The 16,037-nt window shown below is 44.4% G+C and carries 17 protein-coding genes and 3 tRNA genes; 14 read left to right on the top strand and 6 right to left on the bottom strand.

Annotation, left to right across the window (positions count from 1 at the left end):
• Positions 1–119: 119 nt before the first annotated feature.
• From GRP75_RS02890 to GRP75_RS02850, 9 genes are all read left to right on the top strand, one after another.
• Positions 120–192, top strand: a tRNA-Phe gene (locus tag GRP75_RS02890).
• 9 nt (positions 193–201) lie between these two features.
• Positions 202–287 (top strand) — tRNA-Tyr (locus GRP75_RS02885).
• 7 nt (positions 288–294) lie between these two features.
• A tRNA-Lys gene (locus tag GRP75_RS02880) sits at positions 295–367 on the top strand.
• A 159-nt stretch (positions 368–526) separates the two neighbouring features.
• Positions 527–1,669 (top strand): helix-turn-helix domain-containing protein, encoded by a 1,143-nt coding sequence (locus GRP75_RS02875; protein WP_160788563.1) that lies wholly within the window; start codon positions 527–529, stop codon positions 1,667–1,669.
• 102 nt (positions 1,670–1,771) lie between these two features.
• Complete coding sequence (locus GRP75_RS02870; RefSeq protein ID WP_028541867.1) at positions 1,772–2,896, top strand: ABC transporter ATP-binding protein; 1,125 nt, start codon at positions 1,772–1,774, stop codon at positions 2,894–2,896.
• A 349-nt stretch (positions 2,897–3,245) separates the two neighbouring features.
• A complete protein-coding gene (gene hprK / locus GRP75_RS02865) occupies positions 3,246–4,184 on the top strand; it encodes an HPr(Ser) kinase/phosphatase (protein WP_013308232.1) in 939 nt (312 codons plus the stop codon).
• A 43-nt stretch (positions 4,185–4,227) separates the two neighbouring features.
• Positions 4,228–5,283 (top strand): prolipoprotein diacylglyceryl transferase, encoded by a 1,056-nt coding sequence (lgt, locus tag GRP75_RS02860; RefSeq protein ID WP_160788562.1) that lies wholly within the window; start codon positions 4,228–4,230, stop codon positions 5,281–5,283.
• On the top strand, positions 5,280–5,933 hold the full coding sequence (gene ppaX / locus GRP75_RS02855) for a pyrophosphatase PpaX (RefSeq protein ID WP_028541868.1): 654 nt from the start codon (positions 5,280–5,282) through the stop codon (positions 5,931–5,933). The genes lgt and ppaX overlap by 4 nt, the downstream gene beginning before the upstream one ends.
• Entirely contained in the window at positions 5,930–6,427 is a 498-nt protein-coding gene (locus tag GRP75_RS02850) for an acyltransferase (RefSeq protein ID WP_028541869.1), read from the top strand. The genes ppaX and GRP75_RS02850 overlap by 4 nt, the downstream gene beginning before the upstream one ends.
• Positions 6,428–6,660: 233 nt before the next feature.
• Here the strand turns inward: GRP75_RS02850 and GRP75_RS02845 are convergent, their stop codons facing one another.
• From GRP75_RS02845 to GRP75_RS02820, 6 genes are all read right to left on the bottom strand, one after another.
• The gene (locus GRP75_RS02845; RefSeq protein WP_023986469.1) at positions 6,661–7,077 is read right to left on the bottom strand and encodes a hypothetical protein; all 417 of its coding nucleotides are present in this window, start codon (positions 7,075–7,077) and stop codon (positions 6,661–6,663) included.
• A complete protein-coding gene (locus tag GRP75_RS02840) occupies positions 7,061–7,579 on the bottom strand; it encodes a MauE/DoxX family redox-associated membrane protein (RefSeq protein WP_023986470.1) in 519 nt (172 codons plus the stop codon). The genes GRP75_RS02845 and GRP75_RS02840 overlap by 17 nt, the downstream gene beginning before the upstream one ends.
• A 40-nt stretch (positions 7,580–7,619) precedes the next feature.
• Positions 7,620–8,009, bottom strand: coding sequence for a DUF6941 family protein (locus GRP75_RS02835; protein ID WP_023986471.1), 390 nt, complete (start codon positions 8,007–8,009; stop codon positions 7,620–7,622).
• Between the two features lie 286 nt (positions 8,010–8,295).
• Complete coding sequence (locus GRP75_RS02830; RefSeq protein WP_160788561.1) at positions 8,296–8,730, bottom strand: TlpA family protein disulfide reductase; 435 nt, start codon at positions 8,728–8,730, stop codon at positions 8,296–8,298.
• 24 nt (positions 8,731–8,754) lie between these two features.
• Positions 8,755–10,380, bottom strand: a complete 1,626-nt coding sequence (locus tag GRP75_RS02825; RefSeq protein WP_237448902.1) for an ATP-binding cassette domain-containing protein — start codon at positions 10,378–10,380, stop codon at positions 8,755–8,757.
• Between the two features lie 140 nt (positions 10,381–10,520).
• Positions 10,521–11,039: a thioredoxin domain-containing protein gene (locus GRP75_RS02820; protein ID WP_160788559.1), complete on the bottom strand. Its 519-nt coding sequence runs from the start codon at positions 11,037–11,039 to the stop codon at positions 10,521–10,523.
• 533 nt (positions 11,040–11,572) lie between these two features.
• Here GRP75_RS02820 and GRP75_RS02815 point away from each other — a divergent pair.
• From GRP75_RS02815 to hisH, 5 genes are all read left to right on the top strand, one after another.
• Positions 11,573–12,778 carry an ATP phosphoribosyltransferase regulatory subunit gene (locus tag GRP75_RS02815; RefSeq protein WP_160788558.1) on the top strand — a complete coding sequence of 402 codons (1,206 nt, stop codon included), beginning with the start codon at positions 11,573–11,575 and terminating at the stop codon, positions 12,776–12,778.
• The gene (gene hisG, locus GRP75_RS02810; protein WP_029519011.1) at positions 12,775–13,419 is read left to right on the top strand and encodes an ATP phosphoribosyltransferase; all 645 of its coding nucleotides are present in this window, start codon (positions 12,775–12,777) and stop codon (positions 13,417–13,419) included. Before GRP75_RS02815 ends, hisG begins: the two co-directional genes overlap by 4 nt.
• A 69-nt stretch (positions 13,420–13,488) precedes the next feature.
• Positions 13,489–14,802: a histidinol dehydrogenase gene (hisD, locus tag GRP75_RS02805; RefSeq protein ID WP_160788557.1), complete on the top strand. Its 1,314-nt coding sequence runs from the start codon at positions 13,489–13,491 to the stop codon at positions 14,800–14,802.
• On the top strand, positions 14,786–15,394 hold the full coding sequence (hisB, locus tag GRP75_RS02800) for an imidazoleglycerol-phosphate dehydratase HisB (protein ID WP_013308245.1): 609 nt from the start codon (positions 14,786–14,788) through the stop codon (positions 15,392–15,394). The genes hisD and hisB overlap by 17 nt, the downstream gene beginning before the upstream one ends.
• Before the next feature lie 3 nt (positions 15,395–15,397).
• Complete coding sequence (gene hisH / locus GRP75_RS02795) at positions 15,398–16,027, top strand: imidazole glycerol phosphate synthase subunit HisH (RefSeq protein WP_160788556.1); 630 nt, start codon at positions 15,398–15,400, stop codon at positions 16,025–16,027.
• Positions 16,028–16,037: the final 10 nt, after the last annotated feature.

The raw sequence follows: 16,037 nt of genomic DNA, 5'->3' as shown, positions 1-16,037 counted from the left end.
CACGCAGGAGATCGCGGGTTCGAATCCCGTCAGTTCCGCCATTTTTCAATTCAATAGTTTTTCCGTACTAAAGTGGGAAGGGGTATCCCTCCGCACTTTATTTTTTTGTTAATGGGTATGGCTCGGTAGCTCAGTCGGTAGAGCAGAGGACTGAAAATCCTCGTGTCGGCGGTTCGATTCCGTCCCGAGCCACCTTTATATGGAGGATTAGCGAAGTGGCCAAACGCATCAGACTGTAAATCTGCTCCCTTACGGGTTCGGTGGTTCGAATCCATCATCCTCCACCAGTTTTACGAGCCATTAGCTCAGTTGGTAGAGCACCTGACTTTTAATCAGGGTGTCGAAGGTTCGAGTCCTTCATGGCTCATCAGAAGTCATCAACTATAGGTTGATGGCTTTTTTTGTATTGTTTTAAGTTATGTTTTTATATAGCTTTTTTATTTTACGGTATCGACAGGTTATAATGAGTTCATTATGTTCGCTCAGTGCTTATTCTATATTCTAAAAAAAGTGAAGTGGTGATCGCGTGACTCTGGATACAGAATGGATTCAGCAACAGCTTCAGAATATTATTCAAGCGCCTTTTACCATAGTGCCTTGGTGCCCGGAAATGATGGCAGAGGGAGATACAGCCGATTCAGTTATTCCGGATAGATCGTTTGTCCGTGACAACAAGTTATATTTTCCGTTTCGTGCGTCGGCAGGTGAACTGGCTGCCTTTGTGGTAGAGGCCAGATATTTGACGGATCGAGAACGGAAACTGGTAGAAGCGCTATTGGGGAACATGGAGCAGGTCTGGCAGAACGGTCCACAATTGTCGGACAACCCGATTTATAGCGAGGAAGAGCGGATGAATCGTTTTGGACAATGGCTCATACAGCAGGCTGCCAATTTAAACAGGGAAGAAGAGGTTCCTGATGAATTGCAGCTTCGTGATTCGCTATCAGCGTGTATGGTTCCGATTTTACTGAATGGCGAGGGAACACAGGAGGGGGCTATTACTTATACGCAGCTTCATCGATTGTTCGCAAGCTATTTTGGAGGGGATGTGTTACTTACACCATTGGACGAACAGTCTTGGCTGATTATGGCTAAAAAGGAGCTTTTATTAGGAGCTGACGATGAACGGGATAAAGACACTGAGTCCAGGGATGCAGATTTTACGGAATCGCTGGAGGAGGTTCTTACGGCTTTTAGCTTGGGCCTATATGAGCTTATTGCGAATGAGTGGGTGGGTGTATTCCATTTGGCGGTTTCTAAGCCTTCGATCCCTTTGCAAAGTCTTCCCCAAGAGCTGAATTTGTTATGGGAGACGATACATCTGGGCAAGATTTTTCATGTAACAGAGCACATCCACTTTTCATGGGAGCTTCATTTAGAAAGGCTGTTAAACCGCATTCCCAAGGAACAACGCGTACTATTTTTAGAGCAGGTAATGAAATCATCTGTCATACTGGAAGACTCAGAAACGATGGCTACATTAGATATCTTTTTTCAATTGGATTGTAATGTGAGTGAGACAGCTAAGCGTCTGTATGTGCATCGAAATACGTTGATTTACCGTTTGGACAAGATCAAACAGGAGACCGGATTGGACGTGCGGACGTTTAATGATGCGGTTTTGGTCAAGCTCTATCTCCTATTGTACAAAGTGACAAAAAGGAAATAGCATCTTTGTGCAGTTTGCGAATAGCCACGCTACAAGGACTAGGGTAAGATACAAGTAAGAAATGTATTCGATTTCATAACTCGATCTTAGGAGGCAAAAGCTATGGCTGGTGTACGTTTAGAGCATATTTTCAAGCAATATCCGGGTGCAGATAAAGCTACGGTTGTTGATGTCAATTTGGACATTCGAGATAAAGAATTCCTCGTATTGGTTGGTCCCTCCGGTTGCGGGAAGTCTACTACACTTCGTATGATTGCTGGTCTGGAGGAAATTTCAGATGGTAAATTGTACATTGGGGATCGTGTTGTGAACGACGTGGCTCCAAAGGACCGCGATATCGCGATGGTATTCCAATCCTACGCCCTGTATCCGCACATGAGCGTGTACCAGAACATGGCGTTCGGTCTGAAACTGCGCAAAGTTAAGAAAGAAGAAATCGACAAGAAAGTACGCGAAGCTGCCAAAATACTCGATATCGAGCACTTGCTGGAACGTAAACCTAAGGCGCTGTCCGGTGGTCAACGCCAACGTGTCGCTCTGGGCCGTGCGATTGTCCGCGATCCTCAAGTCTTCCTGATGGATGAGCCGCTCTCCAACTTGGATGCTAAACTTCGTGGTCAAATGCGTGCTGAAATCACTAAACTGGTTAAACGCCTTGAAACCACTTGTATCTATGTAACACATGACCAAATTGAAGCTATGACGATGGGTGATCGGATTGTCGTTATGAAGGATGGTATCATTCAACAAGCTGCATCCCCGGATGAACTGTACAACCGTCCAGTGAATCTGTTCGTTGCTGGTTTTATCGGCTCTCCTACGATGAACTTTATCACAGGTCAGCTGGTTGAAAAAGAAGGTGCATTGCATTTTACTGCGCCGGGTCTGGATCTGTTCGTACCAGAAGGTAAAGGACAGATTTTAAAAGCGAAGGGATATATCGGCAAAGATGTGATCTTAGGTATCCGTCCTGAGGATATTCATGAAGAGCCTGTATTCTTGGAGGCTTCTCCGAATACAATCTTTACATCCACTGTGGATGTAACAGAAAATCTCGGTCATGAAATGCTGTTGTACCTGAGCGGTGCCGGAAATGATACGATTATTGCCCGTGTAGACGGACGTTCCAATACTCGTGATGGTGTCAAAGCGAAGTTGGCTGTTGATATGAACAAGGTTCATATTTTTGATAAGGAATCAGAATTGAGTATTCTGGTTGGCGAATAAAATTTGCCTCTGGAAGAGAGTCGCAGTTTTCCCCAAGCGGAGAACTGCGACTCTTTTTGTATATCGCATACGGCTACTAGCTTCGGCATTGCATTCATTGGAAAATTCCGATACGATGGGTACAATGGTACAGGTCTAGATGCAGGCAAGGTTCGTTGGCAAGGGTCCTAGATGGGATCAATCCAGCTGTCGGAATAGAGTTAGCCTGGAACCATAGTGTTAAATCAAATGGAGTGTGGATTGATGCAGTGCAGCATAGACTGGCGTTGGGCTGTATGGTTAATAGGGTAAAGCTACATAAATCAAATGACGTATAGAATCCGGTGTTGCAGATGAAGGGGAGAATACAATGGCTAAACAGGTAAAGGTATCCGAGCTTGTACAGCAGTTTCAAATGGAAGTTATTTCTGGTGAAAAAGGTCTGCGAAGACTGATCACAGTGGATGATTTGAATCGCCCAGGTCTGGAGATGGCCGGGTATTTTGAATATCATACACAGGAGCGGGTACAGCTTCTGGGAAGGTCTGAGTTGGCTTTTCTGGGGATGCTTCCTCCTGAGGAGCGTCGGGATCGGATGGAGCGTCTGTGTACAGAACTGACTCCATGCATTATCATCACACGTGGCCTGGAGGTACCGGCTGAGTTAGTGGAGGCGAGCGCAGAACGAGATATTCCTGTACTGCGCACTAATATGGCGACGACGATTTTATCAAGCCGCATCACAGGCTTTCTCGAAAGAAAGCTGGCTCCTACGGCGACTATTCATGGTGTACTGTGTGACGTGTATGGCGTGGGAATGCTTATCACAGGAAGTAGCGGAATTGGTAAAAGTGAAACGGCACTGGAACTTGTTAAACGTGGACATCGCTTGGTAGCAGATGATGCGGTAGAAATTCGGCAAACGTCCGATTTTCAGCTGCATGGTACAGCACCTGAGCTGATCCGTCACCTGTTGGAAATTCGTGGCGTGGGCATTATTAATGTGATGACGCTGTTTGGGGCCGGTGCAGTTCGTAATAACAAGCGGATTACATTGGTTGTTCGTCTGGAGGCATGGCAGCAGGACAAGCAGTATGACCGTCTTGGTCTCGATGAGGAAACGACACGCATTATTGATACAGATGTTCCACTGGTTACAATCCCAGTTCGTCCGGGCCGAAACTTGGCTGTTATTATTGAGGTGGCGGCGATGAACTATCGTTTGAAACAAATGGGCGTTAATGCAGCCCTGCAATTTACAAACAAGCTGACTGCTACGATTTCTGAAGATATGGAAGAGATGGATTAAGGTTTGTTCGTTTGCAAGGAAGAACGAGGAGTGAGAGAAACATATGTCAACGGCAACATTACTGCTGAATCCGATCGCTTTTTCAATCGGGGCAATCAAGGTCCACTGGTATGGGCTTATTTTGGGGCTGGCGGCGCTTGTGGGTTTATATCTCGCCATCCGTGAAGGAAAAAGATTCGGTATTCCGCAGGACTTTTTTATGGATATGCTGCTTCTGGGTGTTCCATCAGCTATTATTGGAGCGCGTATTTATTATGTAGCCTTCAAATGGGAAGACTATCGAGATAATCTATGGGATGTTTTCAAAATTTGGAACGGCGGTATTGCGATATACGGTGCCTTGATCGGGGCCATTATATGTGCGGTCATTTATTTCCGGTATAAAGGGTATAACTTCTGGCGTATCGCTGATATTTGTGCACCAGGCCTACTGATCGGCCAAGCGATTGGACGCTGGGGTAATTTTGTCAATCAGGAAGCCTACGGTGGACCGACGGAAGAAACATTTTTGCGAAATCAGCTCCATCTGCCGGATTTCATTGTGAATCAGATGAACGTTAACGGGGTTTTCCATCACCCTACATTTTTATATGAATCACTGTGGAGTATTGTCGGTGTGATTTTGCTGCTCGTCATTCGTCGTATGAAATTTGTACGTGCAGGCGAAATGTTTGCGTTTTACTTCATTTGGTACTCGATTGGCCGTTTTTTCATCGAGCGTGTACGGACGGATAGTTTGGCTTTTCAGGGACCAGATTGGCTGGCTTCCTTTGTGAATGCTTTGTGGTCTCCTATGGTGTGGTTAGGGTTTGAACCAGGGCATCTGGACCCGAGTTACGGTAATGTACGGATCTCGCAATTGCTGCCTATTTTCATTGTGGTAGCCGCTGTGATTTTCATTGTGGTTCGACGCCGGAAGGGCACATCTGTTGCTCGGTATAGCGATCCGATTCTCTCCAGCAAAGCGGGGATTGATCAGGTACCTGACGTGACGCCAGAACAGGTATCCCGTCCAGGACAGGACGCGGTTCCTCCAACAGCTACGGCGGATAAGCTACCTAAGGAAGACACGGACGAGGACAAGAAGGAGCATCTATGATAAATACGATTTTGTTTGATTTAGACGGCACCATCATGGATACGAATGAGTTGATTATCAGCACATTTCTACACATTTTGAATCATCCGGATGCTGATCCGCTGACGCGGGAGCATATTATTCCTCATATGGGTGGAACGCTGGACGATCAACTCCGTACTTTTTCGGGATTAACGGATGTATCTGGGTTAGTTAAGGACTATCGTGCTTATAATCAGATTCATCATGATCAAATGGTGAAGCCATTTCCATATGTCATTGAGGTTATTCAGGAGTTGCGTGCGCGAGGAATTAAGCTGGGGGTTGTGACAACCAAAATACGACCATCCACGTTACGTGTACTTAACCTGTTCAATCTGACCTCCTCTATGGACTATATTGTGACGGTAGACGATGTGGAGCATCCAAAGCCACATGCTGAGCCAGTGCTCAAGGCATTGGCAGGTTTGAATGCTGAAGCAGAGCATACATTGATGGTCGGAGACAGTTCTTTTGATATTTTGTCAGCTCAGGCAGCAGGTGTGAAATCGGCTGGTGTAGCTTGGTCGCTCAAGGGTGAGGAAACTCTGCGCGGATATGGGCCAGACTACATGTTGCATGATATGCGGGATTTGCTGAAGCTGGAGCTTCAAGGTGTCAATGTATCGTGAGAAAGGTGAACCGCTATCCTGTAGAAGGTCCCAATGCGTTGTGGCAGATTTATCGGACGGTGAGCCGCTGGAAAGGCATTAAGAACTTTATTTTTATACAGATTGCCCGGTATTGTCCTGTGCTTTCTCTGAAAAACGTCATTTACCGCAGAATGCTGGGGATGAAGGTGGGGCAACATGCGGCCTTCGGCCTGATGGTGATGGTAGATGTTTTTTTTCCGGAGCATATTACGATAGGGAACAATTCGGTCATTGGATATAACACGACGATACTGGCTCACGAATACCTCATAGAGGAGTATCGTATCGGTAAAGTGGTGATTGGTGATCATGTGTTGATCGGCGCCAACACAACCATTTTGCCGGGTGTGACCATCGGTGACGGAGCTATCGTAGCGGCCGGAGCGGTCGTGCATAAAGACGTGCCCGCAGGTGCATTTGTGGGTGGCAATCCGTTACGTGATTTAAGACGCTCTGGTGTGAATGAGCAGTAAATAGCACAATAGAAAGACCCCTTATGTATTAAGGGGTCTTTCTTGCATTGTTTTTCTTTAAAAATAGAGCAACTATGTTTAGGATATAGATCCTTAATTAAGTTTTGTAGCTCATTAGATGATAAGACAATCTACGAAATTTAACCATTATTTTGAATTAGCATTCACCTTTTACTTAAAAGGAGCTTTGAGCATAATCAAGAGAAGGGGAATTAATAGAAGTAATTATCTACTCAATGATTCTGTAAGTATTGATGCGCAATATACTCTGTTGCTTCATTGATAATATTATACTTAGTGCCACAAAATTTAATCACTCTAGTCTCATCTGCTAAATGTGGAATGGATGTGCTTGGGATTAGTAAATGGGAAGTCCACTTTTTTTGCTTACTAAGAAATAACCATTTTGGAGCATCGTATACAATCACCAGTTTATTCTTGGAAACGTGATCAATCAGTTCACATAAAGCTTTATGCATAGAAGAATGGTAGGAGAGGCAGATTACAACTCCTGAGTTTTGGGAAGATTGCTGCTTAACGATGTCAAGGATGCTTTGCAGATGCTGATTCTCTTTCTTTTTTTGATTCCATAGGAATATTCCAAGCAGTACAAATAATAGCAGATTCAGACCGCTAAACCATAGAATCATAATGTTCCCTCTTCTCGTTGAACTTCATTCGTGCCAGTTCCATCACAAACCCTATGCTGACTATCAGAAGAATTAGGTTTGTCGCGAGAAATATATTGGTACTTCTCGTAACCAAAAGATCCACAAGTAAAATCAGAATAATAGCGATGTTCCGCATAATTGGGGTACGGTTCAGCCATTTCATCTCTCCGAAGCACGCACATGTCGTGACACCCGTTCGCATTCTTTTACGTATTGTAAACACGCTGAAAAAAAGCATGAGGAGAATACATGCCCATTCTTTGAACCCATCCAGTATGCCAGCCGCAAAAGAAATAAACAATACGCACTCAGCAGCAAGAACCGCATAAACAGCGAGTTGAACAAGTCCCATGGAACGGACCACTTGATAAGAATAAATTTCGTATTTGAACCCTTCTATTTCTCCAATTTTTGCATAAAAAGATGTGAAAAAAAGAACGGCAATGATCATATCACAAATTAAGGCGATGGTTTCTGACATATAGATGCTCCTTTAAGAAAAGTCACCTTTATTTTTAGAATTATGAAGCCTCAGCCAGCCTAATCATTAATGGATACCATGTCACTTCCTCTTCATCAATAAAACACTTGATTCGAATGTTGCCGGATTGCACGATTACAAGAGACAACTCCAGTTGGGCATCCACACCAGGAATCATATCCAAGTCTCGGTAATTACGTAATACCAGACGGCTTGTCGTACCGATTATTTTCTCCTGTTCATCGTAGATGCGAAGTTGCATATCGAGTGATTCTCTTGACGGAAAATCTGAAATTTTAACGAGAACATACAACTTCACCACAAAAGGGAGTACCGGAATGTGAACATGATTGAGGATTGTCCCAAGTGTGTGGATTTTCGCTTGTTTATCGTTCTGAATGTGATCGCAAATGATTATTTGCGCAATCATTATTTCACCTCCTGGGATAAAAGAAAGAAGGGATGTTATCCCTTCTTTCTAAAGAAGTAACTGTTAGCAACAACCAATAAGATCGTAGTAGCAAGGTGCAGAAACGCCATTTGAACACGTAACTTGAAAGCTTTGAACCATTGTTTTATTAGTACTTGTTCCGTTATAATAGCACGGTTCAATGCGACAAGATGGACTATCGAGCGCCACTTTACTTATCAAGCTTGCTCCAGGTGCACAATTACAAAAAGACATAGTTTTCACCTCCTTTCGTAGAGGGACATATTTATACGTTGAGAATAAGTTGAGAAGCACCGACAACGTCATAAGCTACACCTTTACAAATAACTTTATTCCGGTGTGTGACGAGTATAAATGGCATCTGGGTGATATCAAACCAATTTTCCATTTCACTCTGATCCATATGAAAAACAGGAAAGTCCCATTTGAAATAATCAATCATATCACGATGATCATCGTCATCTCCAGTGGAGAAGAGCATCAATTGATAATCGCGATGTTTCTGCTGGATTTGTGATAAATGCGGCAACAAATCAATACAGAATGAGCAGTACATGGATATAAATACCATGATTTGAGGCTTATCTAATATATCAAGTTGATATAACTCCCCGGTATAAGCCTTTACTTTCTGAGAAGGAAGCAGTGATCCTACAGGCAATCCCACATCTTCTTTCTTCCTATTCGCACTTGTACTCATCTTGTTTACCTCCATAATAATTATTCACTCATACCATTCCCTCTGTTGTTCCCACATCATTTGGTATGCTCCAGTTCCGATAATCAATTCCTGATGAGTTCCCTCTTCAACAATTTCGCCATCCTGCATTACGATGATGTGATCAGCCTGTTTGGCTATACCAATTCGATGTGAAATAAGCAGGACCGTCTTATCATAACAGTGGGTAAGAATCTGATTCATAAGGTTCACCTCACTCGTGGGATCAAGGGCTGAGGTAGGCTCATCCAGTACAATTACTTCAGCTTTATCTCGAATAAAAATTCGAGATAAAGCAAGTTTTTGCCATTGACCACCTGACAAATTGATTGATGTATCGTCCAAGTCACCCAATTTTGTATGAATGCCTTTAGGAAACTCGGCCAACAATTCCATATTATCCAAAATATGTTCAATAAGCTCTGAATTATGGAACTCTTCTATATTACCAACAGCTACATTTTCCCGCACATCCGTTGTATACTTAATGAAATCTTGGAATATAGCGCTCATTTTCTTCCACATATCTTCTCTGTTGATTTGCTCTATACCCAAGTCATCTATAAAAACGGTATGGGGAGGCACTCTGTAAAGACCTAACAGTACTTTAATGAGTGTAGACTTACCTGATCCGTTGGCCCCGACAATAGCAATCTTTTTCCCTTTTGGAATGCATAATGAAATGTGAGATAAAGCCGGCTTCTCCCGATTTGGATAATAAAAGGTAAGATCACTCACCTTGATTTGTTTATGAAATGAAAACGGGGTTAAACCTGCTTCTTGGGTAGATATGTTCTGTCTTTCAACTAGCTCTTTGTTGTTTTCTAGCTGCTCAATATGGTTTGCGCTTTCCATTAAGTTGGAGAGTCCTTGAAACAAAGCAGCAATATTATTTTCTGTCATGGATAGGGCCATTGTAATAGTCACATAATCGCCTATGGTTAAATGTCGATTGGCGATTAGTACAGCAATGATGATTAGAATGACAGCGTAATTTAAAGTCGATATTAATTGCCCAACACGGTACCTATTTATGTTCAGCTTCTCTAGTTTTAGCTCCAGCGTATTCACTTTTTTCTTAGCTGCTTCCCAACTTTTCATGAAATGGTTGGCAAGCTTGTTTAACATCAGTTCTTTTTGATGTTGAGTTTCTGTTAACAGATAAAAGTAATAGAAGTGCTCTCGCGTTTTTTTTTGTATTTCCTGATTCAGGTTTACTCTGTGCCGAACGGCACTTAGTTCATATACTCCTCTAATGATTCCTATGATGACAGCCATTAGGCCTAATAATATATAAGAAGAAGATAATAAATAAAATCCTAAAATAGAAGTGACGATCTGCTGTGTTAGTTGAATTGTCCCTAAATATGAATTGTAATATTGAGCGCTGGCATAGCTCCAATACAAAAACTCAGATTTAAACTTGGGATGTTCCTTATCAAGTAATTCAGTCTGGGCAACAATATGAATTAAATCAGCTTGTGATCTTTGAGCAAAGTTAATACTTAATTGGAGGTTTTTATATCTTAAAAAAGTGTCCAATATTAACTTGAAAATTTGTAATCCCGCAATTACCATAATCGTTTGAATAACAATTCTAATGCTTTGGCTTTGAAATTGATTCACCAACATTCCTGTCAAATAAATATTGATATTAGATTGGATCGAATTAAATATATATACAGCTAAGGATAATAGGACAATAGTTTTGTTGAAATGAAATACTTTGATGAAAGAAATTTTGGAGTATTTTAAAGTTTTGAATAAGTGATTCATTTCGGCTCGTTGTTACGTGCATATACGGTCAATAAAGAATAAGCTACCTGCTGCATTTCCGTATCCGTACCAATGACTCCAGCACCTGTAACTTGTCCGATTTTATTTAACGCTAGAGCATATGGTACAGAGTTCACCAGCGTCTGAGGTTTCAATCTGCTCAAATCACATGGGTACAAGTGAGCTTTACCAAGAAACGATTTAGTATGTTCAGCAAATTGTTCTTCTGAGGTTTCATAGAAGATCCCATAATCAAACTGCGGAAACTCTTCTATGAAATCTTCCATCACTTCCATATGGCAAGCGCTACAGTATGAGCTCATAAAGAACAAAATAGAGCCTGAGCAAACTTGTTTAATCCAATCCAAAGATATAGAGGTTGCCTTGCTGAATAAGATTAGTTCTGTAGGAAAATAACCTCCAAGTGTATAAACCGAGGATACCCCTTTTAAGAACCTGCGATGATCACGTTCTTTCTCATCTATTGATTGGTCAACTTCATTAACTGTCCTCACTTTGCAACAGCTCCTATATTGGTTTTTATGTTCCTAATTTAACAACCGGCATCAAAATTTGTCAAATAAAACAAAAACATTATTAATTTTGTTTTTTTATATAATCTTTTTAGTTTGTATTACTAATTATCACTTTTTTCTGAAAATAATATCTTTTATTGAAATAATATATGTAAAAATGATTTTTAAATTCTCTAAACTAAAAACAATTTTAAAAATGATATATTATATTGTCGATAGAATAGGGCTTAAGGCACGCTTTAATAATTTCTAAATTATGAAATAAATTGTTTATACTATGTGGAAGAATTGAAAAATCAAACATTTTACAAAATAAATTAATTATTTCCAAAGCTATAGGTGAAATATCTAGTTACTCTGATGGAATAAGATTTGTGGTGTATAGACTTGTAAAAAAGGGCTGCGCCGTTCGGTTGACGTTCACAAGTAGGGCATGATAATATATCGAATATACTTTAGTTTGTTAGCACTTTACCATGATAAAGATATTGTGAAATCATGAGGTGATAGAGATGTCTAAGCCAAAAGGATTTGAGATCCCTGTAGGGGTTCGAGATTATCTTCCGCGTGCAGTGTCGAAGCTGCGGGCCATTGAACTGAATGTACTCGAATGCATGGAGCGTTGGGGTTACCGCCAGATTATGACGCCTACGATGGAATACTACGATACGGTGGGAGTGGCTAGTTCTACTTCCGATCGGAAGCTGTTTAAATTGCTCAATAACCGGGGAACCACGTTGGTGCTGCGATCGGATATGACCGCTCCGATTGCACGGGTGGTATCTTCGTTGCTAAAGGAAGAGGAAGTACCACTCCGACTTTCCTATCACGCAAATGTATTTCGGGCGATTGAGGAAGAAGCAGGAAGAGAAGCGGAGTTTTTTCAGACGGGTGTGGAGCTGGTGGGTGATGATTCGCCTGAGGCTGATGCAGAAGTTGTAGCATTGGCAATTGCATCATTACAGGCAGCAGGGGTGACCTCTTTTAAAATTGCCATGGGGCATGTGGGATTCCTGAACGGCTTATTTGAGGAAATCATTCCCGGCCGTCAGGCTGAACAACAAGCGCTAAAGGAACTGTTGCTCAGTCGTGATGTAGTGGGCTACCGAACAGCGATTGAAGCTTTGGGCTTGGCTCCCGAACATCGGGATAAGCTGGAGGCTATTCTTCGGTTGCGCGGTGGAAAAGAAATTTGCGAACAGGCTACCCGTCTTAGTGTGGAGCAGCAGACGATTCAATCCATTGCACATTTGTGCGAGGTGTGGGAAGTGCTGGAGGCTTACGGCGTATCTGAGCATGTGTTAATCGACCTTACCATGATCGGGGATTTCTCATATTATACAGGAATGACTTTTGAGGGCTATGCAGCGGAGATTGGGTTCCCGGTATGCAACGGAGGCCGCTATGACAATCTGCTTCAGCAGTTTGGTCGATCCGTACCTGCAACGGGATTTGCATTGAAGACAAACCGGATCGTCGATGGTGTGGATGGTATCCAAATGGAGACGAAGCTTCCTGTACTTATCCGTTATGATGAACAGGGACGCCAAGAGGCGTTATCCGCAGCGGCACAGCTACGCGCAATAGGCCTTACTGTAGTGACAGGGCTCACGGGCGGAACGGAAGATCGACGTCGTGAGCAGCAGGGCCTGTACGCAGAGGTATACAGCTATACAGCAGAAGGAAGACAGCCAGTACAAAGGAGGGAATTGCCATGACGGAAACGTTGAAGGTAGCCATGCCAAAGGGACGGATTTATAAGCAGGCTTCCGAGCTGTTTCGCCAGGCGGGGGTTCCGATTCCACTGGATGTGGACGAAACGCGTAAGCTGGTCATTCCACTGCCTGAGCTAGGCATGGAATTTATTATGGCGAAGCCCGTCGATGTTCCTACGTATGTGGAGTATGGGGCGGCGGACATCGGCATCGTGGGCAAGGATGTTTTGCTGGAAGAGAATAAGGATGTGTATGAACTGCTGGATCTGGGGATTGCTCGTTGCCGGATGTCGGTGATTGCTTTACCAGATTGGCAGCCAGGTATTCGTCAGCGGGTCGCTACCAAATATCCGAACGTGGCTTCCCAGTATTTTCGGGAGCAAGGCCAGCAGGTGGAGGTTATTAAGCTGAATGGCTCCATTGAGTTGGCGCCGTTAATTGGTCTGGCAGACCGCATTGTTGATATGGTGGAAACGGGGCAGACCTTGCGGGAGAATGGATTGGTCGAGCAGATCAGCATACTGGATATTACCAGTCGTCTGATTGCCAATCGGGTCAGCTACCGGATGAAAAACAGCTCGATTCAGGCATTGTGTGATCGATTGCATCAGGTGATTCCAAATGCGGTGGCACCCCGGGAGTAAATGGACTAAAGGAATAAGCTAAGGGTTAAAGGGGCATTCTGCAAGCTGCAAGTAAGGGGGAATGGACAAATGAAGATCGTATCAGCCCGTGATTTCAGTCTCCAACGGGAGGTGGATTACGGCACACCTGAGCAAAATGAGGCTGTGCGTACCATTATTCATTCGGTACGCCAAGAGGGGGATGAGGCTGTCCTGCGGTATACGCAATCGTTTGATGGTGTATCGCTGATAGCAGAGCAACTTCGTGTGACGGAGGAAGAATTGAAGGCGGCATATGACAAGGTAGAGCCTTCTTTTTTACAGGCGATTCGAGAGGCGGCGGATAATATCCGTGCTTTTCACATGAAGCAAAAACGTAATTCGTGGATGGATTTACAGCCGGATGGTAGCTTGCTCGGCCAAATTATCCGACCGTTGAAACGTGTAGGCGTGTATGTTCCGGGCGGTAAAGCAGCCTATCCATCCTCGGTGCTGATGAATGTCATTCCCGCTCAGGTGGCTGGTGTACCGGAGATTGTCATGGTGACACCCCCGGCGACAGGCGGCAAGGCAGGGATAGATCCATATACACTGGTAGCTGCGGCAGAGGCTGGTGTAACGGAAATATATAGGGTTGGCGGAGCGCAGGCGATTGCCTCTCTCGCTTACGGAACACATAGCATTGAACCAGTCGATAAAATTTGCGGTCCTGGCAACATTTATGTAGCGCTGGCGAAGCGCGAGGTGTACGGCGCGGTGGATATCGACAGTATAGCGGGACCAAGTGAAATTGTCGTGTTGGCTGACGACACGGCGAATGCCTCTTATGTAGCGGCTGACCTGCTTTCACAGGCGGAACATGACGAAATGGCCTCAGCCATACTGGTTACGCCCTCGCAACGCTTGGCCAAAGAAGTATCAGCTGAAGTACAGCGCCAATTGGCAGAGTTGCCGCGTAGAGATATTGCTGCTGCATCGGTGGAGGCATACGGGGCTATCATTGTCGTCGACACTTTGGAAGAGGGCATCCATATTGTAAACCAACTGGCACCGGAACATTTGGAAATTATGACAGAGCAGCCGATGGAACATGTGGGTCTGATCGAAAATGCGGGAGCTATTTTCCTGGGAGCGTACAGCTCGGAGCCGGTAGGCGATTATTTTGCTGGACCTAACCACATTATCCCGACGAATGGAACGGCGCGGTTTTCTTCGCCAGTGGATATTGATGATTTTATCAAGAAGTCGAGTATGATCTATTACAGCAAGGAAGCACTGCTGCGCAATGGAGAGACGATTATGCAGCTTGCCCGCCATGAAGGACTGGAAGGTCACGCACGGGCGATACAAGTTCGATTGGACAATGAAAAGAAGGCGGTGGATGGCGATGGGGAACGAAAATAACGTAACAGGACGTACAGGCAGCGTCAGCCGGAAGACGAACGAAACGGATATTCAGCTATCTTTTGCAGTAGACGGCACAGGGCAAGCCGAGATTGAAACGGATGTTCCTTTTCTGAATCACATGCTGGATTTGTTCACCAAGCACGGACAATTTGATCTTAATGTACAGGCCAGAGGGGATGTTGATATCGACGATCATCATACCGTGGAGGACATTGGTATTTGTTTGGGGCAAACCTTGCTGGAAGCGTTGGGTGATAAAAAAGGAATTAAGCGCTATGCCAGCGTCTTTGTACCGATGGATGAGGCGCTCGCGCAAGTTGTCATTGATCTGAGTAACCGACCCCATTTTGAGTATCGTGCGGAGTATCCATCACAGCAGGTAGGGAGCTTTTCGACAGAGCTGGTGCATGAATTTCTGTGGAAATTTGCGTTGGAGGCTCGCATGACGCTACACGTCATCGTTCACTACGGGCAAAATACCCACCATATGATTGAGGCGGTGTTCAAAGCACTGGGACGTGCACTGGATGAAGCGACCTCCATTGATCCGCGAGTGACGGGAGTGCCTTCAACGAAGGGAGTGCTGTAGTCCATGTCCATTGCCATTGTGGATTACGGCAGAGGCAATCTGCATAGTGTGAGCAAGGCGGTTGAGCGTCTTGGCTATGAGGCTGTAGTAACGGGAGATGCCCAAGTGATTCGTTCCTCCAGCGGTGTGATTTTGCCGGGTGTAGGGGCATTCGGGGACGCTATGGAGCATTTGCGTTCCAGCGGATTGGATCGGGTGATTCAGGAGGTTGCAAGCGCTGGACAACCGCTGCTCGGTGTTTGTCTAGGAATGCAACTGTTGTTCACTCGTGGTGAAGAATACGGCAGTCACGAAGGACTTAATATTTTACCAGGCGAGGTTATTCGGTTTGCTCCGGATCTGGGGGTTAAAGTGCCGCATATGGGCTGGAATCGTCTGCGTATGACTCAGCCGGATCACCCGTTGTTACAGGGCTTGGAGGAAGGACATGTGTATTTTGTGCATTCCTATCATGCGAAGCCGGAGGTCGAAAGTGACCTGCTGGCGGTGACCGACTACGGTGGGCCCGTAACGGCTATCGTGGGCAGAGCCCATGTATATGGCATGCAGTTCCACCCAGAGAAAAGCGGGGAAATGGGGATGCAACTGCTTCGTCAGTTTTTGGAACTAGCGGAAGCGGAAAAGCGAGCGTAACGATTCGTGA

Source organism: Paenibacillus sp. OT2-17 (genome assembly GCF_009827695.1).
Classification (GTDB): domain Bacteria; phylum Bacillota; class Bacilli; order Paenibacillales; family Paenibacillaceae; genus Paenibacillus; species Paenibacillus polymyxa_B.
This window is presented reverse-complemented; position numbering and strand designations above follow the sequence as displayed.